General features: G+C 70.7%; 17 protein-coding genes and 1 pseudogene. 5 read left to right on the top strand and 13 right to left on the bottom strand.

Annotated elements, in window-relative coordinates:
- Positions 1 to 316 precede the first annotated feature (316 nt).
- Together recA and recX are read left to right on the top strand one after the other, a co-directional pair.
- On the top strand, positions 317 to 1,450 hold the full coding sequence (recA, locus tag ABT154_RS20770) for a recombinase RecA (RefSeq protein WP_351858331.1): 1,134 nt from the start codon (positions 317 to 319) through the stop codon (positions 1,448 to 1,450).
- Positions 1,338 to 2,021, top strand: a pseudogene (gene recX / locus ABT154_RS20765) (recombination regulator RecX); the annotation flags it as partial. The gene recA and the pseudogene recX, both read left to right, overlap by 113 nt.
- 181 nt (positions 2,022 to 2,202) lie before the next feature.
- Here the strand turns inward: recX and ABT154_RS20760 are convergent.
- From ABT154_RS20760 to ABT154_RS20725, 8 genes are all read right to left on the bottom strand, one after another.
- The gene (locus ABT154_RS20760; RefSeq protein WP_351858296.1) at positions 2,203 to 2,610 is read right to left on the bottom strand and encodes a rhodanese-like domain-containing protein; all 408 of its coding nucleotides are present in this window, start codon (positions 2,608 to 2,610) and stop codon (positions 2,203 to 2,205) included.
- Entirely contained in the window at positions 2,607 to 3,212 is a 606-nt protein-coding gene (locus ABT154_RS20755) for a cupin domain-containing protein (RefSeq protein WP_351858295.1), read from the bottom strand. Before ABT154_RS20755 ends, ABT154_RS20760 begins: the two co-directional genes overlap by 4 nt.
- Before the next feature lie 94 nt (positions 3,213 to 3,306).
- Positions 3,307 to 3,393, bottom strand: a complete 87-nt coding sequence (locus tag ABT154_RS20750; protein ID WP_315986099.1) for a putative leader peptide — start codon at positions 3,391 to 3,393, stop codon at positions 3,307 to 3,309.
- 32 nt (positions 3,394 to 3,425) lie between these two features.
- A complete protein-coding gene (locus ABT154_RS20745; RefSeq protein WP_351858294.1) occupies positions 3,426 to 5,168 on the bottom strand; it encodes an FAD-dependent monooxygenase in 1,743 nt (580 codons plus the stop codon).
- A gap of 301 nt (positions 5,169 to 5,469) precedes the next feature.
- Positions 5,470 to 6,378 (bottom strand): amino acid ABC transporter permease, encoded by a 909-nt coding sequence (locus tag ABT154_RS20740; RefSeq protein ID WP_351858293.1) that lies wholly within the window; start codon positions 6,376 to 6,378, stop codon positions 5,470 to 5,472.
- Positions 6,375 to 7,049 (bottom strand): amino acid ABC transporter permease, encoded by a 675-nt coding sequence (locus tag ABT154_RS20735; RefSeq protein ID WP_351858292.1) that lies wholly within the window; start codon positions 7,047 to 7,049, stop codon positions 6,375 to 6,377. Before ABT154_RS20735 ends, ABT154_RS20740 begins: the two co-directional genes overlap by 4 nt.
- A 119-nt stretch (positions 7,050 to 7,168) precedes the next feature.
- On the bottom strand, positions 7,169 to 7,990 hold the full coding sequence (locus ABT154_RS20730; protein ID WP_351858291.1) for a glutamate ABC transporter substrate-binding protein: 822 nt from the start codon (positions 7,988 to 7,990) through the stop codon (positions 7,169 to 7,171).
- Positions 7,991 to 8,043: 53 nt separating this feature from the next.
- Complete coding sequence (locus ABT154_RS20725; protein ID WP_502969549.1) at positions 8,044 to 8,841, bottom strand: amino acid ABC transporter ATP-binding protein; 798 nt, start codon at positions 8,839 to 8,841, stop codon at positions 8,044 to 8,046.
- A gap of 274 nt (positions 8,842 to 9,115) precedes the next feature.
- Here ABT154_RS20725 and ABT154_RS20720 point away from each other — a divergent pair, with 274 nt between their 5' ends.
- Both ABT154_RS20720 and ABT154_RS20715 read left to right on the top strand, forming a co-directional pair.
- Positions 9,116 to 9,829 carry a response regulator transcription factor gene (locus tag ABT154_RS20720; RefSeq protein WP_317875082.1) on the top strand — a complete coding sequence of 238 codons (714 nt, stop codon included), beginning with the start codon at positions 9,116 to 9,118 and terminating at the stop codon, positions 9,827 to 9,829.
- Between the two features lie 18 nt (positions 9,830 to 9,847).
- Positions 9,848 to 11,248 carry a sensor histidine kinase gene (locus ABT154_RS20715; RefSeq protein ID WP_351858290.1) on the top strand — a complete coding sequence of 467 codons (1,401 nt, stop codon included), beginning with the start codon at positions 9,848 to 9,850 and terminating at the stop codon, positions 11,246 to 11,248.
- A gap of 82 nt (positions 11,249 to 11,330) precedes the next feature.
- On the opposite strand, the gene ABT154_RS20710 is transcribed toward ABT154_RS20715, so the two are convergent.
- The 5 genes from ABT154_RS20710 to ABT154_RS20690 all read right to left on the bottom strand — a co-directional run bounded on the left by ABT154_RS20710 (position 11,331) and on the right by ABT154_RS20690 (position 17,610).
- Positions 11,331 to 11,675, bottom strand: a complete 345-nt coding sequence (locus ABT154_RS20710) for a hypothetical protein (RefSeq protein ID WP_351858289.1) — start codon at positions 11,673 to 11,675, stop codon at positions 11,331 to 11,333.
- Between the two features lie 1,127 nt (positions 11,676 to 12,802).
- Positions 12,803 to 13,801, bottom strand: a complete 999-nt coding sequence (locus ABT154_RS20705) for a TAXI family TRAP transporter solute-binding subunit (RefSeq protein WP_351858288.1) — start codon at positions 13,799 to 13,801, stop codon at positions 12,803 to 12,805.
- A gap of 175 nt (positions 13,802 to 13,976) precedes the next feature.
- A complete protein-coding gene (locus ABT154_RS20700) occupies positions 13,977 to 15,149 on the bottom strand; it encodes an RCC1 domain-containing protein (protein WP_351858287.1) in 1,173 nt (390 codons plus the stop codon).
- A gap of 26 nt (positions 15,150 to 15,175) precedes the next feature.
- Positions 15,176 to 16,354, bottom strand: a complete 1,179-nt coding sequence (locus ABT154_RS20695; RefSeq protein ID WP_351858286.1) for an RCC1 domain-containing protein — start codon at positions 16,352 to 16,354, stop codon at positions 15,176 to 15,178.
- A 14-nt stretch (positions 16,355 to 16,368) separates the two neighbouring features.
- Positions 16,369 to 17,610: an RCC1-like domain-containing protein gene (locus tag ABT154_RS20690; protein ID WP_351858285.1), complete on the bottom strand. Its 1,242-nt coding sequence runs from the start codon at positions 17,608 to 17,610 to the stop codon at positions 16,369 to 16,371.
- 663 nt (positions 17,611 to 18,273) lie between these two features.
- Here ABT154_RS20690 and ABT154_RS20685 point away from each other — a divergent pair.
- Entirely contained in the window at positions 18,274 to 18,759 is a 486-nt protein-coding gene (locus tag ABT154_RS20685; RefSeq protein ID WP_351858284.1) for a hypothetical protein, read from the top strand.
- Positions 18,760 to 18,926: the final 167 nt, after the last annotated feature.

The raw sequence follows: 18,926 nt of genomic DNA, 5'->3' as shown, positions 1-18,926 counted from the left end.
CGCCCGGACCGCGCTGAAGGTCACGGCCACGGAGGGGCGCCACGCCACGGCCGATGCGGCTGCCGACCACGTCGGTGACAGGTATCGAGCTCAGGTGACAACCTTCGCGCTCCGGCACGGCCGGACTCCTGTCCGCCCGCGTGGCATGCTTGACACTGAAATCGAACATCCATTCTCATGGAAGTCCGGCCCCTGGAATCGTGGGCTTGTCGGCGAGTTGTCCACAGGCCGGAGGGGACGTCGGGGCCCATTGTCAGTGGCAGGGGTTAGCGTCTTTCACATGAAGCGATCGACTCAAGCAAACCGGGTGGAACCCATGGCAGGAACCGACCGCGAGAAGGCGCTCGACGCCGCGCTCGCACAGATTGAACGCCAATTCGGCAAGGGCGCCGTGATGCGCATGGGTGACCGCGTCCAGGAGCCGATCGAGGTGATCTCCACCGGATCGACCGCCCTCGACATCGCCCTCGGCGTCGGCGGCCTGCCGCGCGGCCGTGTCGTGGAGGTCTACGGACCGGAGTCCTCCGGTAAGACGACCCTGACCCTGCACGCCGTGGCCAACGCCCAGAAGGCCGGCGGCCAGGTGGCCTTCGTGGACGCCGAGCACGCCCTTGACCCCGAGTACGCCAAGAAGCTCGGCGTCGACATCGACAACCTCATCCTGTCCCAGCCGGACAGTGGCGAGCAGGCCCTCGAGATCGTCGACATGCTGGTCCGCTCCGGCGCCCTCGACCTGATCGTCATCGACTCCGTCGCCGCGCTCGTCCCGCGCGCGGAGATCGAGGGCGAGATGGGTGACTCGCACGTCGGCCTCCAGGCCCGACTGATGAGCCAGGCGCTCCGGAAGATCACCGGCGCGCTCAACCAGTCCAAGACCACCGCGATCTTCATCAACCAGCTCCGCGAGAAGATCGGCGTGATGTTCGGCTCGCCGGAGACCACGACCGGTGGCCGCGCCCTGAAGTTCTACGCCTCCGTGCGCCTCGACATCCGGCGCATCGAGACCCTCAAGGACGGCACGGACGCGGTCGGCAACCGCACCCGCGTCAAGGTCGTCAAGAACAAGGTCGCGCCCCCCTTCAAGCAGGCCGAGTTCGACATCCTCTACGGCCAGGGCATCAGCCGCGAGGGCGGTCTGATCGACATGGGCGTGGAGCACGGCTTCGTGCGCAAGGCCGGTGCCTGGTACACGTACGAGGGCGACCAGCTCGGCCAGGGCAAGGAGAACGCCCGTAACTTCCTGAAGGACAACCCCGACCTCGCCGACGAGATCGAGAAGAAGATCAAGGACAAGCTGGGCGTCGGCGTCCGGCCCGAGGCCGCGAAGGCCGAGACGGCGACGGACGCGGCGGGCGCCGACGCAGCCGGTGCGGACGACGCGGCCAAGAGCGTCCCGGCACCCGCGAGCAAGACCGCGAAGGCGACCAAGGCCACCGCGGTCAAGAGCTGAACCGGTGACCGGTCGCACCGAATGGCCGGGTGACGGCCCCGACTCGTCGAGGGCCGAGAAGGAGCCGTCACCCCAGGATCCGGCTGAGCGGGCGCGGGCGATCTGTCTGCGCCTGCTCACCGGGACCCCCCGCACGCGCAAGCAGCTCGCCGACGCACTGCGCAAGCGGGAGATCCCCGACGAGGTGGCGGAGGAAGTCCTCTCCCGCTTCGAGGACGTCGGGCTCATCGACGACGCGGCGTTCGCCGGGGCCTGGGTGGAGTCCCGCCATCACGGCCGGGGCCTCGCCCGTCGGGCGCTCGCCCGCGAGCTGCGGACCAAGGGGGTCGAGCCGACCCTCATCCAGGAGGCGGTGGAGCAGCTCGACTCCGAGCAGGAGGAGGCCAGAGCGCGCGAGCTCGTGGCCCGCAAGCTGAGAGCCACCCGCGGTCTCGAGCGCGACCGGCGGCTGCGCCGGCTCGCCGGGATGCTCGCCCGCAAGGGGTACCCGGAGGGCATGGCCCTCCGCGTCGTCCGCCAGGCGCTGGAGGCCGAGGGCGAGGACACGGACGGTCTCGACGAGTCCTTCTGATCCCCGGGGGAGATCAGAAGGACTCGGACGGGGCCGGGGGAGCGGGTGCGGGCGTGGGCTGGAGCAGGGACCAGGACTCTGCCTCCGGCTCCGGCTGAATCCCGGGGCGCGGCCGGGAGCCGGGCCATGGATGGCGGGACCGGCAGGCCGGCCGTTCTGTCCGGCAGGCCGGAGCGTTCCGTCAGGTGCCGCTTCGGGGGAGGAGGACCGGGAGGCCCGCCCCCTTCCAGGCCTGGAAGCCGCCGATCAGGTCGGTCGCCCGGTGGAGGCCCAGGCGGCGCAGGGATTCGGTCGCCAGGGAGGAGGCGTAGCCCTCGTTGCAGAGGACGATCACTCTCAGGTCGTGGCTGTCCGCCTCCGCCGCGCGATGGCTGCCCTGGGGGTCGAGCCGCCATTCCAGTTCGTTGCGTTCCACGACCAGGGCGCCCGGGATCAGGCCGTCCCGTTCGCGCAGGGCCGCGTAGCGGGTGTCCACCAGGAGCGCGTCGCCCGCCTCGCAGGCCTCGTGGGCGGCGCGGGGGTCGATCCGGTCGATGCCCGCCCTGACCCGTTCCAGGAGTTCGTCTATGCCGACGCGTTCGTCGCTCACTGCCAGTCCTCCGGGCGCTCGACCTGCTCCAGGCGGAGTACCGCGCCCGTCCGGCTGAACCGCCGGATCAGCGGGAGCGGCGGGTAGTAGGCGTGCACCGAGACCGCGTGGGTGTCCGGGGACTCGTTGAGCACCTCGTGCACATGGTGGCGGCCGAAGGAGCGGCCTCCGCCCTCCGCCAGCCGCCGGGAGCGGTCGAGGTCCTCGGCCAGTTCCAGTGTCCTCCAGCCGCTCGCCGGCAGCCGGACCGCGAGCGCGTGCTCGGTCAGCGTGCCGCGTGCGGTGGCGAAGGCGCCCCGCGACTCGGCGTGGTCGTGCCAGCCGGTGCCGGTGCCCGGCGGCCAGCCGATGAGCCAGGCCTCACTGCCGCCGGGCCCTTCGAGCCGTACCCAGGTACGGCCCTCGGGGTCGAGCGGGAGGGAGTCGACCAGGTCCCGGTCCGCCGCCGTGCGCCGGACGAAGTCGAGGAGATCCGCCTCCGTCGGTGCGCCGGAGGGGCGGGAAGTGGTCGCGGCCGAACTCGCGCCGTCGGTGCGGGAGTTCGGGGCGCTCGGGTTGTGGGCGGTGTTCGAGGTGCGTGTGGCGGGCGTCGAAGGCGACACGGGTGACCGTCCTGGGTTCGCTGAGGGCGCGCGGCGGCGGCACGGCACACGGAACTGTGTCCGGTGGCGGGGCGCGCGTGGGGAAAGGGCGAGATCAGCAGGACGGGCGACACACGCAGCCCGCGTAGCGGACGAGGTCCATATGGACCCTCCGCCACAGGCGCGCATAGGTGTCGGTCACGCTCCGGAGTACACCATGCGCGCCCTCGGGAATCAACGCATGTCCGCTGTGCGGTCACTCCCCGTGGACACTCCGGGGGCGGGTCCGGCCGCCGAAGCCGCCTTCGAGCCGGGCTCCAGCTCCGCACCCGTGCCCGCACCCGGACCCTCGTCCGAATCCGCCTCCGCCGTCGGTGAGCCGCCGCGCGCCGCGTCCGCCGCCGCGTACAGCTCCTCGGGGCGGACCCCGGAGAACGCGGCGACCAGGTGCCCGTCGGGCCGTACCAGCAGGACGGCGTGGGCCGGTGCGCCCGGGTACGCCTCCGTGACCAGGACCTCGGCCTTCGCCGGGAGGGCGCGTACCGCCTCTTCGAGCCGGGGCATCACACCCGCGCCGCGCCAGTGGCGGCGGTCCCACACCCCGGTGCCCGGGGCGACCAGGAGGACGAGGAGGCGGCCCTGACCGAGCCGGTCCCTGAGCCGCACGGTCGTGCCGTCGGGGGCGGTCACGCGGACGTCCTCGACCGGGGCGCCCGTCGGGGTGCCCACCGGGATCCGTCCCTCGGTGGGCGCCGGGGCGAGGGGGGAATGCGGGTACGCGGGGGGCGCGCCGAGCGGGCCTCGCCCCACGTGGCCGTCGGTGAGCAGGGCGTCGTGGCCCCGCCCGGCGCCCGGCAGATAGGTCCGCAGCCCGCCGCCGCCGCGCAGAGCCGGCAGTGACTGGTCCGCCGCCCGCAGCCGGTGGGCGACGGCCGACCGGCGCTCGCTCTGGTAGCTGTCGAGCAGACGGTCCGAGGCGCCGTGGTGCCAGGTGAGGGCGAGCTTCCAGGCCAGGTTGTCGACGTCCCTGAACCCCTCGTCGAGGCCCTGGGTACCGACCGCGCCCAGCAGATGCGCGGCGTCCCCGGCGAGCAGGACCCGGTCGACCCGCCAGCGGCGGGCGAGCCGCTGGTGCAGGGTGTGCACGCCGGTGTCGATGAGTTCGTACGGGGGCGTCACCCCGTCGCACCAGCCGGCCAGGGTCTCGCGGATGCGGGCGACCAGCGCGTCGGGGGTGACCAGGTCGCCCCGGGGAGGCAGCAGCCAGTCGATCCGCCACACCCCGTCGGGCAGCGGGCGGGCGGTGATCTCCTCGGCCGCGCCGCGCCACGAGGGCTGACGGTGCAACAGGGCCTCGCCGGGCCAGGGGAGTTCGGTGCGGAGGGCGGCGACGGCATGGCGTTCCACGGCCGTACGGCCGGGGAAGCGGATGCCGAGCAGTTTGCGGACGGTCGAGCGGGCGCCGTCGCAGCCGACGAGGTGGCTGCCGCGCCACCAGGTGCCCTCCGGGCCACGGGTGTGGGCGACGACCCCGTCCCGGTCCTGCTCGACGGTGTCGAGCCGGGCCTCGGTGACGAGTTCGACGAGCTTCTGGCGGGAGATGGCGTCGCGCAGTCCGCGCGACAGGGCGTGCTGGGGGATGTGCAGCGGAGCGGCCGGCGCGGAGGGCGCGGCCGGGTCCTCCGACCACTCCTCCGTACCGCCGAGTCCCAGGTCGAGGGCGAGATGGCGGACGACCTGACGGCGGCGCATGCCGCGCCAGCCGACCCAGCGGACGCCCTCGTCACGGAGGGTGGTGCAGCCAAGCCGCTCGACCATGGCGGCCGTGTCGGCGCGCAGGACGACGCTGCGGGCGGGGCGGGGTTCGTCCTTGCCGGTGCCCTCGTCGAGGACGACGCTGGGCACGCCCTGCGCGGCGAGCGCGAGGGAGAGCGCGAGGCCGACCGGCCCGGCGCCCACGATGATCACCGGGTCCACGGCGCGGCTCCTGACGGCCGGACGGTCATGGGGGCAGCACAGCTGAGTGTGGCACGAGCCCGGTGCTTGATCACAGACCGTATGCAACCTATTGAGGGTGCTTGCGTCAAGTGACAGGGTGGGCGCGGTGCGGCCGACCTGAAGTCGGTACCGCTCCGGCCCACCCCGGACGCCCCACGGACCCCTTCGGGACCGGGCGCCGCTGTCGTCCCGTGGACCTCTGCGACGACGGGTGGGCGCTGTCGTCCCGCGGGTCCCCGAGGCATCGGACGCCGCTGTCGTCCCGCTGACCTCTGTGACGTCAGCCGCTGGCCGCGTCGGTCTTCGCCTCGGTGGCTCCGGCCGGGGCGTCGACGGCTCCGCCCTGGGCCGGGATGGCCGCCGCGGCAGACTTCTTGCCCCGTCGCAGGCGCTTCTCCAGGCGGCCGGCGAGGCCGGTGACGATCGCGTTGACGACGATGTAGATCAGCGCGATGACCGTGAAGGTGGCGATCGTGTTGGCGCCGTAGTTCGCAGTGATCTGTCGGTTCTGGCTGAGCAGCTCCGCGTACCCGAGCAGTGCGCCGCCGAGCGCCGTGTCCTTGACGATCACGACGAGTTGGCTGACCAGGGCCGGCAGCATCACGGTCACGGCCTGCGGAAGCAGGACGTACAGCATGGTCTGACCCTTGCGCATGCCGAGCGCGACGGATGCGTCGCCCTGGCCCCGGGGCAGCGAGAGGACTCCGGCCCGGACGACCTCTGCGATGACCGAGGCGTTGTAGAGCACCAGGGCGGTGACGACCGCGTACAGCGGGCGGAAGTCGGAGCTGACGGCCGTGAACTCGCGGTAGACGGCGCTCGCGAACATCATCAGGAGCAGCACGGGAATGGCGCGGAAGAACTCCACGACCGCGCCGACGGGCACTCGGACCCAGCGGTGGTCGGAGAGCCGGCCGATGCCGAGCAGGGCACCGAGGGGCAGCGCGATCAGGATGGAGAGCGCGGCTGCTTTGAGGGTCTCCAACAGGCCGGGCAGCAGATACGTCGTCCAGACGCGGGAGTCGGTGACGAACGGACTCCACTTCTCGGCCGCCAGCTGGTTCTTGTCGGCCAGGGCGGACAGCACCCACCAGGCAAGCAGGCCGAGGACCGCGAGGAAAGCGATCGTGTAGAGGAGATTGCGCCGCTTGGCGCGTGGTCCGGGGGTGTCGTACAGGAGGGAACTCATCGCTTCACCGCCAGTCGCTTGGCCACCCAGCCCAGGACGAGGCCGGTGGGGAGGGTGAGGACGATGAAACCGAAGGCGAAGACCGCGAAGACCGCGAAGAGCGCGTCGGTCTCGTTCTCGATCATCTCCTTCATCAGGAACGCCGCCTCGGCCGCGCTGATGGAAGCCGCCACGGTGGTGTTCTTGGTGAGGGCGATCAGAACGTTGGCGAGCGGCGTCACCACCGCGCGGAACGCCTGGGGGAGTACTACCAGGGTCAGTACCTGGGTGAAGCTCAGGCCCAGCGCGCGCGCCGCCTCGGCCTGACCGGGCGGGACGGTGTTGATGCCAGAGCGCAGTGCCTCGCACACGAAGGTGCCGGTGTATGCGACGAGTCCGAGGATGGCCAGTCGGAAGCCGATCGACTCGGAGCCCTCGGCGCCGAGCGTGATGCCGAGCGTCTGGTCGAGACCGAGGGAACAGGCCACGATGACCACGGTCAGCGGGGTGTTCCGGACGAGGTTGACGTACGCGGTGCCGAAGGCCCGCATGAGAGGTACCGGGCTGACCCGCATGGCGACCAGGGCGGTGCCCCAGATCAGCGAGCCGATCGCCGAGTAGAAGGCGAGCTGCGCCGTCACCCAGAAGGCGCCGAGCAGGTCGTACTGCCCGGAATCAAGAAAGTCGAACACGATGCCCGCGCTCTCCCCTGGTGGTCGGTCGGGTGTGAAGGCCGGTGCGTGGGCAGCGGCAGGTGCCGGTGCGACGGCCGCCCCTGAGGAGGCGACCGTCACGGCCGGAGCGGGTCAGGTCAGCTCTCGACCTTCGGCGCGGGCTCGTACTTGTAGCCGGAGGGGCCGAAGTTCTGCTTGACGAGCTTCTCCCAGGTGCCGTCGGAGACCATCTTCTCCAGCGCCTTGTTGATCTTGCCGCGCAGCTCGTCGTCGCCCTTCTTGACGCCGATGCCGTACTTCTCGTCGCTCATCCGGAGGCCGACGAGCTTGAACTTGCCCTGGTTCTCCTTCTGCGCGGCGTAGCCGGCGAGGATGGAGTCGTCGGTGGTCAGGGCGTCGACGCGCTTGTTCTCCAGGCCGGTCAGGCACTCGGAGTAGCCGCCGAGCTGGCGGAGGTCGGCCTTCGGGGCGAGCTTGTCCCGGACGTTCTGCGCGGAGGTCGAGCCGGTGACCGAGCAGAGCTTCTTGGAGTTGAGGTCCTCGACCTTGGTGATCGAGCTGTCGTCGGCGCGCACGAGCAGGTCCTGGTGGGCCAGGAAGTACGGACCGGCGAAGTCGACCTCCTTCTTGCGCTTGTCGTTGATCGAGTAGCTGGCGACGACGAACTTGACGTCACCGTTCTTGATCAGGTTCTCGCGCTCGGCGCTCGGCGCCTGCTTGAAGGTGATCTTGTCCTCGGAGTAGCCGAGCTCCTTGGCGACATAGCGGGCGACGTCGACGTCGAAGCCGGCGTACGTGCCGTCCGGGGTCTTCAGGCCCAGGCCGGGCTGGTCGAACTTGATGCCGATGGTGATCTTGTCGCCGTTGCTGCCGGAGTCCGATCCGCTGCCGCAGGCGGTGGCGGTCAGGGCGAGGACGACGGCGGCCGCGGCGGCGGCGGAGGTGCGACGAAGCATCATCGAGGAATGTCCCTTGGATAGAAGTGAGTGGGGAAGGATAGGCCCGAACTCGCTCAGTGGTGAAGGATCTTGGAGAGGAAGTCCTTGGCCCGGTCGCTCCGCGGGTTGCTGAAGAACTCCTCGGGCGTCGCCTGCTCGACGATGCGTCCGTCGGCCATGAAGACGACCCGGTTGGCGGCCGAGCGGGCGAAGCCCATCTCGTGGGTCACGACCACCATCGTCATGCCCTCCTGCGCCAGTTGCTGCATGACCTCGAGGACCTCATTGATCATCTCGGGGTCGAGCGCCGAGGTCGGCTCGTCGAACAGCATCACCTTCGGGCCCATCGCGAGCGCGCGGGCGATGGCCACGCGCTGCTGCTGGCCGCCGGAGAGCTGCGCCGGGTACTTGTCGGCCTGGGTGCCGACGCCGACCCTGTCGAGCAGGGTGCGGGCCTTCTCCTCGGCGGCCTTCTTCTCCGTCTTGCGGACCTTGATCTGCCCCAGCATCACGTTCTCGAGCACCGTCTTGTGCGCGAAGAGGTTGAACGACTGGAAGACCATGCCGACGTCGGAACGCAGCCGGGCGAGCTCCCGGCCCTCCGCGGGCAGCGGCTTGCCGTCGATGGTGATGGTGCCGGAGTCGACGCTCTCCAGCCGGTTGATCGTGCGGCACAGCGTCGACTTGCCGGACCCGGAAGGTCCGATGACGACCACGACCTCGCCGCGGGTGATCGTCAGATCGATGTCCTGGAGGACATGCAGTGCGCCGAAGTGCTTGTTCACGCCGGACAGTACGACCAGGTCGTCCGTGGCACGCGGGGTGTCCTCGGGCCCCCTGGGCACGGACTTGGACACTGACTCTCCGCTCATCGGCACTTGCTCCGTCCTCCTCGGTTGGGGAGGACACTAGAGACCCGATGTGATGACCGTCATCACATCTGAGCGGAAATTGAGGATAACGATCCGGCCGCGACCCCGACACAGTGCGTGAACGGGACACTCCGGGCCGTACCGGCCGCATAACGGAAACGCCGCCGTCGCAGGGGGACACTTGACTGTGACACCGATGTTCGGTGTTCATGCCCTGGTACCACCTGGTACACAGAGAGCCGCTCATCAGCCCGTCACCACGGAGGAGGTACGTATGCGACTGCTGCTCGTCGAGGACGACGACCACGTCGCCGCCGCCCTCTCCGCGATCCTCGCCAAGCACGGGTTCACTGTCACCCACGCCCGCAGCGGCGAGGAGGCGCTCCAGGCCGTGCTGCCCACCGCGCAGGGCGAGCGCCCCTCGTACGGGGTGATCCTGCTCGACCTCGGTCTCCCCGACCAGGACGGCTACCAGGTCTGCGGCCGCATCCGGAAGCTCACCACCACCCCGGTGATCATGGTCACCGCGCGCGGCGACGTACGCTCCCGGATCCACGGGCTCAACCTCGGCGCCGACGACTACGTCGTCAAGCCCTACGACCCCGGCGAGCTCCTCGCCCGCATCCACGCCGTCAGCCGGCGCAACGCAGGCCCCGAGGAGGCGGCGGGCAGCGGCGCTCCCGCCGACGGCACGCAGCTGCGGCTCGGCTCCGTCACCATCGAGCTGCCCACCCGGCGGGTCAGCGTCGAGGGCGAGAGCATCGCGCTCACCCGCAAGGAGTTCGACCTGCTCGCCCTCCTCGCCCAGCGCCCCGGAGTCGTCTTCCGCCGCGAACAGATCATCAGCGAGGTCTGGCGCACCAGTTGGGAAGGGACCGGCCGCACCCTGGAGGTGCACGTCGCCTCCCTGCGCTCCAAGCTCCGGATGCCCGCCCTGATCGAGACCGTGCGGGGCGTCGGCTACCGCCTGGTCGCCCCCGCCGCGTAACCGCCGGACGGCTCCTTCGTGCGCACCCGCCTGCTTCCGCTGCTCATCGTCCTGATGGCCGGCGTCCTGCTCGCCCTCGGCTTCCCGCTCGCCGCCAGCCTCGCCGCCGCCGAACAGCAGCGGGTCGTCGTTGACCGGCTCGACGACGCCGCGCGCTTCGCCGCGCTCGCCCAGTTCGTCCGCGAGACCAGCCCCGGAACCGACGAGCGGCGGGCCACCCTCGGCGGCGAACTCGCCAGCTACCACGACGTGTACGGGATCCGGGCCGGGATCTTCTACCGCGACAACCGGTCCATGGCCGCCGCCCCCGAGGACTGGGTCGTCCCGTACGACGGAGAGGGCCGGCGCGCCTTCAACGAGGCGCTGCTCGGCCGCCGCAGCCACGACCCGCCCCAGGTGTGGCCCTGGCAGGGCCATGCCCGGCTCACCATCGCCTCCCCGGTCGTCCGCGACGGGGACGTCGTCGCCGTCGTCGTCACGGACTCGCCCACCGGGCCGCTGCGGAGCCGCATCCTGCGCGGCTGGCTGCTGATCTTCGCGGGCGAGGCGGCGGCCATGCTGCTCGCCGTCGGCGCGGCGTTCCGGCTCACCGGGTGGGTACTGAGGCCGGTCCGCGTCCTCGACTCCGTCACCCACGACATCGCCACCGGGCGCATGAACTCCCGGGTCGCCGCGACCGGAGGACCGCCCGAACTGCGGCGCCTCGCGCTCTCGTTCAACGAGATGGCCGACAACGTCGAGGAGGCCCTCGAACAGCAGCGGGCCTTCGTCGCCGACGCCTCCCACCAGCTGCGCAACCCGCTCGCCGCGCTGCTCCTGCGGATCGAGCTGCTCGCCATGGAGCTGCCCGAGGGCAACGAGGAGATCGCCTCCGTACGGACCGAGGGCAAGCGCCTCTCGCAGGTCCTCGACGACCTTCTCGACCTGGCGCTCGCCGAGCACGCGGCGGCGGAGCTGCGACTGACCGATGTCGGCGCGCTCGCCGCCGAGCGGGTCGCGTCCTGGCGGCCGGTCGCCGACGACAAGGGCGTCGCGCTCACCGGGGAGTGCGGGGCGGTCACGGGGTGGGCGGACCCGGTCGCGCTCTCCAGCGCGCTCGACGCGGTGATCGACAACGCGCTGAAGTTCACGCCCGCCGGTGAGGAGGTCTCGGTCGCCGTCTCCCTGGTGTCCGGCGGGAAGGGCGTGGCCGTCGTCGTCGCCGACCACGGCCCCGGCCTCACCGACGAGGAGCTGAGCCGGGTCGGAGACCGCTTCTGGCGCTCGGGCCGGCACCAGAACATCAAGGGATCGGGACTCGGCCTCTCCATCACCCGCGTCCTGCTCACGGCTGGCGGCGGCGGCATCGCCTTCGCGCCGAACGAACCGCACGGGCTGAGGGTGACGGTGACGGTGCCCCGGGTCCTCCGAGGGACTTGAAGCGTGTGCTCGTCGAGGGGTGGCGCTCCACCGAGATTCCCCGATGGAGCGCCACGCCGGCCGTCCGGGCCGAGCCCGACGTCTAGTAGCCGCGCGTGGTGATGCCACCCGACTTAACGATGGTGAATTCCGGGCAGTAGACGATGGACTTGCCCGAGGTCTGCCAGGACGTGGGTTCGAGAATTACGTCCTGGCCACCGAGAAACGGGGTACATATGACGACGGCCTTGTACCTTCCGCCATTGGAATTGCTACACGAAGCCTGCCATCCTTCCATACCCGCGTAGGGGCCCTTATAGTACTTGTTGGTGCACCCGGTTGGATGCGCCGTGGCAGATGCGGGGGCTGCAATGGAAGTGGCTGTGCCGGCAATGCCGAGAACTGCTGCCGCAGTGGCAGTGATCAACGCCCTGTACGAATTCTTCATCTCTGATGCACCTTTCTCAGCTCTTGTTGGAGAAGGATGTTTCGACGCCTGCGGACATGGTTCGGTAGGAACCGTTGCAGTAGGCGTTTGACATGCCGAACTGCCTCCAGGGGCCGCTGAACCATAAGACCTTTCCGGTCTCGGCTTCTTTGCATATTGCTGTGGCTCGGTATGATCCGCCGTTGTCCTTGTTGCAAGAGGCGGTTGTCATCCACGTGCTTACCACTTCGTACCTGCAGCCGCTCGGATGTGCCGTGGCGCCGGCTTCGGAAGCCGATGCGGTCGCCGCGGGACCGATTGGGAACAGTCCGGTTAGTGCGGTGCCCAGTGCTGCTGCAGTAATCGATCGCCGAATAGTGGTGGCGGTCAGCAAATCAATCCACCTGTCTTCGTTGAGGAACGATTCCTTGCTTCCTTTTGTCGAGTCTGCAAGGAGTCTGATTCGGCACCCGGTGGGTGCGGTGCTTTTTTCCTTCGGTCGGAACCTTCAACTTGCTTGGTCAAGACCATTTCATAGCGATCAGGGGAAGGCAATCGGATTCGGAAGGATCTGAGGGTTACTTGAGCATTGGCCCCTGCGAGGGTTCGCCAAATGGAGGGAAAAGGGGGCGTAAGGGAAATCTTGAATAACTGAATGAAATGGTTCCGGAATTGATGACTGAATTTCTGTTCAGGCATTTCAGGACGCGCTTTGGCGTAAATCTTTCGATGGGGTTCGTTGATCGACTCCGCGTGTCCGCAGGCGGGACGCCGAAGGGGTGACCCGTTGTTCCCGCGACCTCCGGTTGCATCACGAGGGTCACGGCGTGGCTGGTGTGATCACGCTGTCGAAGCCCTGGGGGCCTCGTTCGCGGGATTGGGTCATCGCCTGTTCGACAGGCCTGCGATCGTGCCGGTGGTGTGTGGACGCCGCCCACAGGGGTGGCCGCGGGTCTAGTGCTGGAGGACAGCAGCCACGCTGATCGCGACGTAGTGGCGAACGAACGTGACAGCGCGCCAGTGCGCCCTCGCTCATCGTGGACGCAGCCTGATTCCGGCCCTGGCTCCGGCCGAGAAGCCCAAGAACTACCGGTGCTCGGCCAACCCCACTATGCCGTCGTCGAAGTCGCGCACGCCGGACCACCCCGTCAGGGCTTCACCGAGCGGTAGTAGCGGCGGGCGCCGTCGTGCAGGGGGAGGGGTTCCGTGTAGACGGCGGTCCTGAGGTCCACCAGTTGGGCCGGGTGGACCCGCCTGCCGATGCCGTCCCGGCTCCCGATCACCGTACGGGTGAAGCCCTCCACCAGGTCCGTATCGGCCTCCACCGTCGTGACCAGCAGGTTCGCCACCGCCAGGGTCTCGATCGGACGGCCGTCCTGCGCCTTGGCGTACGCGTCGGCCGGGATCACCGCCGACCGGTAGTGACGGGTCGACTCGCCCACGTCGTGGAGCCGGGCCACGAGGCCCGCGTCCAGCGGGATCAGACGGACCGGGGTGCGCTCGGACAGCTTCTGGACCGCCTCGGTGGGCAGGCCGCCCGACCAGAAGAAGGCGTCGAGCTCGCCCCTCTCCAGCCGCCCCGGCATGGTGTCGATGCCCGCGGAGACCGGTTCGATGTCGCGTACGGGGGTGAGGCCCGCCGCCGCGAGGACCCGGTCGGCGATCAGCCGCACGCCGGAGCCGTCCTGGCCGACGCCCACCTTCAGACCGCGCAGGTCCCGTACCGACTGCACCGAGGAGCCCTTGCGCACCACGAGCTGCACGTAGTCGTCGTAGAGGCGGGCGCAGCCGCGCAGCCGCTCGAAGCCGGGCCTGCGCTCCCGCTGGTACTGGGCCACCGCGTCGGCCGTCGCGACGGTGAAATCGGCCTCGCCGGAGGCCACCCGGGCCAGGTTCTGCTGGGAGCCCTCGCTGTCCTTGAGCCGTATCGAGACCTTGGGAAGGTCCTTGGCCAGGGCCTGCTGGAGCAGCTCGCCGTACCGCTGGTAGACGCCGGTGGGGACACCCGTACTGAAGGTGACCGTTCCGCTGGGCACGGGGGGACCGAAGGGCATCAGCCACCACACCAGCACCCCGCACACCGCGAGCAGCGCGGCCGAGACCGCCAGGACACGGCGGCGGACGGCACGGGAGAGCGAGGCGGACATGCGGCGATAGTGCCAGCCGGGTGCTGGTCCTGGCCAGCGTCAAAGGGGTCCGCCCGTGCGGGGCCGACGAGGGCCCCGCACGGGCGGACAGCATCAGAAGCCGTCGGGCACCAACGCACGCGGCGCCGGGGGCCGGGCGCCCGGCGGCGGTTCAGGACGGTGCCGGACAGCGGTGTCAGTACGCGAAGCCCGACTTGCCCGTCATCGTCGTCGTGACGTGCGTGATGCCGCTGCCCGGCGGCAGCGCCGTGGTCGTGCCCGTGGGCACCGTCGTGGAGCCGTCACCGAGCTGGGCGGTCCCGTTGGCGCCCCAGCCGATCACCGAGCCGTCGTCGAGCGAGGCCAGGGTGAAGTCCGCGCCGCCCGCGATGCTCTGGACGCCCTGGAGGGAGTCCAGGACGACCGGGGTGGTGCGGTTGGCGTTCGTGCCGTCACCGAGCTGCCGGTCGGTGTTCTTGCCCCAGCCGGCCACACTGCCGTCGTCGAGGACGGCGAAGCCGGACGCGGAGGTGGCGAAGATCTTGGCCACCGCGTCGAGGTAGGCGACATCGACGGGCTTGTTGCTGTCGGTGGTGGAGTCGTTGCCGAGCTGGCCCTCGGCGCCCTTGCCCCAGGTCTTCACGATGCCGTCGGCGGTGAGCGCGATCACATGGTCGCAGCCGACCGCGATCGACTCCACGTCGATCAGGTCCGGGACCTTCTGCGGGGTCTCGCGCGTGGTGTTGTTGCCGGTGCCCAGGCGGCCGTTGTCACCCTTGCCCCAGGTCCATACCGTGCCGTCCTGCCGGAGCGCCACGCTGAAGTCGCAGCCCGCTCCGACGTCCTTCACCTTGTCCAGGCTCTGCACCGGGATGGGGTTCTTGTATGGGTTGGTGGTGTCCTGGCCGGTGCCCAGCTGCTTGGAGGCGTTGCTGCCCCAGGCCAGGATCCGGCCGCCCTTGACGGCGAGGACGTGGTTGAGGCCCGCGGAGACCTCGGCGACCCCGGAGAGTCCGGCGACGGTCGCGGGGAAGCTCTGGGCGGTGGTGGTGCCGTTGCCGAGCTGGCCGGTGGTGTTGGAACCCCAGCTCTTGACGGTGCCGTCCTTGAGGAGCGCGACGGCGAAGGCGTTCGCGGCGGCGGCGGCTCCGCCACCGCCACCGGACATCTCGCGCACGTCGTCGCGGGTGATGCCGGTGACGGCCGCGGGGGTCTGCTGGGCGAGGACGCTGCCGTTGCCGAGCTGGCCCTGGGCGTTCTCGCCCCAGGCGCGTACCCAGGGGTCGGTGCCGGCGGCGACCGCGGGGGTGGTGGTGAGGGCCGCGAGGGACAGCGCGGCGAGGAGGGTGAGACGCAGGGGTGGGGTCATCTGCGTGCCTTTCTGGTTCGTGGGGGTCAGCAGGCGTAGCTGGACTTGTTCGCGACCGAGGCGGCGACGTGGGACGTGCCGCTGTTCGGAGGCAGGGCCGTGACCGGGGTGGGGGACGAGGTGGTGGTGCCGTCGCCGAGCTGGCCGTTGCTGTTGTTGCCCCAGGCGAGTACGGACCCGTCGGCGAGGACCGCGAGGGTGTGCTGCCAGCCGTCGGCCATCTCCTGGACGCCGGTCAGGCCGGGGAGGGGGACGGGCGTCGTCCGGTCGACGGCGCCGCCGTCGCCGAGCTGGCCTTCACCGTTCCATCCCCAGGCGCGCACACTGCCGTCGTCCAGCAGCGCGTAGCTCTGGTAGGAGCCCGCGAAGACCTTTGTGACGCCGTCCAGATGCCGTACGTCGACGGGTACGGGACTGTCCTCGGTGCTGTCGTTCCCGAGCTGGCCCTTGCTGTTGTAGCCCCAGGTCTTGACCGTTCCGTCGGCGGTGAGGGCGAGGGTGTGGGTGCATCCGGCGGAGATGGCGACCACGTCGTCGAGACCGGGCACCTTCTGGGGGGTGTTCCGGTCGGTCCTGGTACCGAGGCCCAGCTGTCCGTTGGCGTTCCTGCCCCAGGTCCAGACGGTTCCGTCCTCCCGAAGCGCGACCGAGTGGTTGCAGCCGCCCGACACGTCCGTGACCCTGTTCAGGCTCTGGACGGCGGCGGGGCGGGTCGCCGGGCCGTCCTTGTCGGCGGTGGTGGCCCCATTGCCGAGCTGCCCGTAGGCGTTGGTGCCCCAGGCCAGGACGCGTCCGCCGCGCACCGCGAGGGCGAACGGGCCGCCGGCGGCGGAGATCGAGGACACCCCGGAGAGCCCCGCGACCTTCGCGGGGAAGCCCTGCTGGACGGTGGTGCCGTTGCCGAGCTGCCCCGAGGTGTTGCCGCCCCAGGACAGGACGGTGCCGTCGTTCAGCAGCGCGAGGGCGAAGGAAAGGTTGCTGTTGAAGCCGCCGGCGGAGAGCTCGCGGACGTCGCCGCGGGCGACTCCGGGGACGGAGCCCGGGGTGGTCTGGTCGAGGATGGTGCCGTTGCCGAGTTGGGCGCCGACGTTCAGGCCCCAGGCCCGTACCCATGGATCACTCGGCTCGGCGTGTGCGGGGGTGGCCAGGGCGGCCAGGGCGACGGCCGTGCCGATCACGGCCCGTACGCACGCGCGGTACGTCATGCCGGTCACCGGCCTCAGTACGCGTAGGTCGTGTTGCCGCCCAGGGAGACGGCCACGTTCTTGATCGCCGAGCCCTCGTTGAGGATCTTCACCGACTCGTAGCGCGAGACCGTCGTGCCGTTGCCGAGCTGGCCCTCGCTGTTGTTGCCCCAGGCGAAGACGTCGTCCGCCGTGACGGCGACGCCGTGCCGGGCGCCCGCCGCGAGGTGCTGGACGCCTTCGAGGCGCGGGATCTCGACCGGGGCCGTGCGGTTGGTGCGGGAGACGTTGGAGTCGAAGGCCTCGTCGGACTCCAGGAGTTGGCCGTACTGGTTGTTGCCCCAGCCCCAGACGTGGCTGTCGCTGGTCTTCACGTAGTTGTGGAAGGCGCCCGCCTCGATGTCCGAGACGCCCTCCACCCAGTCGACGTCCACGGGGACGGTGGAGGACTTGGTGGAGGAGTTGCCGAGCTGGCCGTAGAGGTTGTAGCCCCAGGACTTGACCGTGTCGTCGGAGGTCAGGGCGAGCGCGTGGTAGCAGCCCGCGTCGATCTCCACGATGTTCTCCAGACCCACGACCTGCCGGGGTACGGAGCTGGTGGCGCGGCTGCCGGTGCCGAGCTGACCGTGGATGCCGCGGCCCCAGGCGTACACCTTGCCGTTCTCCAGGAGGGCGAGGCTGAAGTCGCAGCCCGCCGAGATCTGCTTCACCTTGGGCATGCCCTGGACGCGGTCGGGGACGGTGCGGCTGTCGCCGGTGCGGTTGTTGCCGAGCTGGCCGTAGGCGTTGTCGCCCCAGGAGTAGACCTGGCCGCTGGTGTCGAGTGCCAGGGCGTGCTTGCCGCCTGCCGCGATGTCCTTGATGTTCGTCAGGCGCGGGACGGTGGTCGGCACGGTCTGGTTGGTGTTGCCGCCGTTGCCGAGCTGGCCCGCGGAGTTGTGGCCCCAGGACTTGACGGTCTTGTCGGTACGGGCGAGGGCGAAGGAGTCGGCCGACGAGGTGCCGCCGGCCGACATCTGGTCGACGTCGCCGCGGAAGAGGCTGGTGACCGAGGTCGGGCTGAGGCTGTCGGCGAGGGTGCCGTTGCCCAGCTGGCCGGTGCGGCCGGCGCCCCAGCTCAGCACGGTCGGGTTGCCCTCGTTGGCGGTCGCCGCGGGGGCGAGCGCGGGCAGGGTGGTGAGCGCGGCGGCCGTGACGACGGCGGCGAGGAACGGCCGGGCGCGCCGCCCGCTGCGCGGAGGAACCGCGTGCGGGAGGGAGGGTCGTGAACGGGACATGGCTCTGCTCTCCTTCGACGGGGACATACGGGAGCGCGGCGGCCGGCCCGTGCCGTCCGCGGGGAGGGCGGAGACGTACGGAGCCGGTCGCGGGTCATGCGAACACGGCGTGCCGGACCCCGGGCACGGGTCGCCCAAGGCCTGGTGCGACGGCCGGGACGGGGCCGCCGGGCACATGAGCAGACTGTCCGAGAATGATCACCGGGGCGAGCCGGAATCGCTGAAACACCCGTTTGTCGGACCTCCGTTCGGGGTGGTGAACGGGGGGCGCACTCGCCCCCGGAGCGGGCCGTGCCGGGACGGCTCCGCCGAGGGGCCGGCGGGCCGCCGAACGGCGGCGGCCGGGGGAGTGAGAGGCCCCGCCGCGTACGGTCGGCCGCCCTCTCGCCCGTACCCCCGAATCCCTACGAACGGGTGGACCGGCGGGCCCCGGGACCGGCCACCGGGCCCGCCCGGACCTGGCCGTCGGGGCGGCCCCGAGTGCGCTCCGCCGAAGTGGTGAGCGGCCCCCGGGGTGCGCGCCGCGCCGTGTGTCGCGCCGGGGTGCCGGGGCCCCGGCGGCTAGCGTCGGGATGCGCTCGGTGATCTTGAGGGCAGTCCCCTGTCCGCCCCTGGCGTCCCCACCCGAGCACTCCAACTCACCCCTGTCCCAAGGGAGTTCCCATGCCCGCACTGAAGGCGTCGGCACGCCGTGTGCTGACCGCGACCGTCCTCGCAGCCGCTCTCGCCCTGCCCCTGGCCACCGGCGCCCACGCCGAGGAGTGCAAGCCCGACGACCAGGCCTGCCAGGACAAGGAGAACAACGCCGAGCAGGCGAAGAAGATCGAGGAGGACCAGAAGAAGACGAAGGAGGCGGCCGGCAAGGCCGACAAGGACATCAAGGACGCCGGCAAGAAGCTGGACGAGTGCCCGCCCGACTCCTCCTCCTGCATGGGCAAGCTGACCGGCGGCAAGGAGGCCGCAGCGGAGCAGGGCCTCAAGGACATGACCGACACCATCTCCTCGAACGAGCCCGAGCCTGCGAACAACGCGGCCCAGGCCGTGACCTCGACCTGCGAGGCCTTCCCCGGCTCGCTGCCGCAGGGATCCACCGACCCGGGCCGGTCCCCCTTCCCGGTCGACCAGCTCTGCGGCCTCCTCGGCGACTGACCGCACCCCGCGCACGGCCCCCGCTCCCGCCCGGAAGCCGGTCCCGGGGCCGCGCCCGCGCACGTCCCCCGCTCCCGCCCGTCCGAAGGGAGCCGGGCGACCGAGCCGCACCCCGCGTACGTCCCCGCGTACGTCCCCGCGTACGTCCCCGCGTACGTCCCCGCGTA

The sequence above is a fragment of the Streptomyces sp. NPDC001728 genome (assembly GCF_040297565.1).
GTDB lineage: Bacteria > Actinomycetota > Actinomycetes > Streptomycetales > Streptomycetaceae > Streptomyces.
This window is presented reverse-complemented; position numbering and strand designations above follow the sequence as displayed.

What these genes read in the sequence shown, in the direction of transcription:
- ABT154_RS20710 (WP_351858289.1), bottom strand. Translation starts at nt 11,675, where the DNA reads ATGAAGAATTCGTACAGGGCGTTGATCACTGCCACTGCGGCAGCAGTT.
- ABT154_RS20720 (WP_317875082.1), top strand. Translation starts at nt 9,116, where the DNA reads ATGCGACTGCTGCTCGTCGAGGACGACGACCACGTCGCCGCCGCCCTC.
- ABT154_RS20695 (WP_351858286.1), bottom strand. Translation starts at nt 16,354, where the DNA reads ATGACGTACCGCGCGTGCGTACGGGCCGTGATCGGCACGGCCGTCGCC.
- ABT154_RS20700 (WP_351858287.1), bottom strand. Translation starts at nt 15,149, where the DNA reads ATGACCCCACCCCTGCGTCTCACCCTCCTCGCCGCGCTGTCCCTCGCG.
- ABT154_RS20725 (WP_502969549.1), bottom strand. Translation starts at nt 8,841, where the DNA reads ATGAGCGGAGAGTCAGTGTCCAAGTCCGTGCCCAGGGGGCCCGAGGAC.
- ABT154_RS20685 (WP_351858284.1), top strand. Translation starts at nt 18,274, where the DNA reads ATGCCCGCACTGAAGGCGTCGGCACGCCGTGTGCTGACCGCGACCGTC.
- ABT154_RS20690 (WP_351858285.1), bottom strand. Translation starts at nt 17,610, where the DNA reads ATGTCCCGTTCACGACCCTCCCTCCCGCACGCGGTTCCTCCGCGCAGC.
- ABT154_RS20740 (WP_351858293.1), bottom strand. Translation starts at nt 6,378, where the DNA reads ATGAGTTCCCTCCTGTACGACACCCCCGGACCACGCGCCAAGCGGCGC.
- ABT154_RS20705 (WP_351858288.1), bottom strand. Translation starts at nt 13,801, where the DNA reads ATGTCCGCCTCGCTCTCCCGTGCCGTCCGCCGCCGTGTCCTGGCGGTC.
- recA (WP_351858331.1), top strand. Translation starts at nt 317, where the DNA reads ATGGCAGGAACCGACCGCGAGAAGGCGCTCGACGCCGCGCTCGCACAG.
- ABT154_RS20730 (WP_351858291.1), bottom strand. Translation starts at nt 7,990, where the DNA reads ATGATGCTTCGTCGCACCTCCGCCGCCGCCGCGGCCGCCGTCGTCCTC.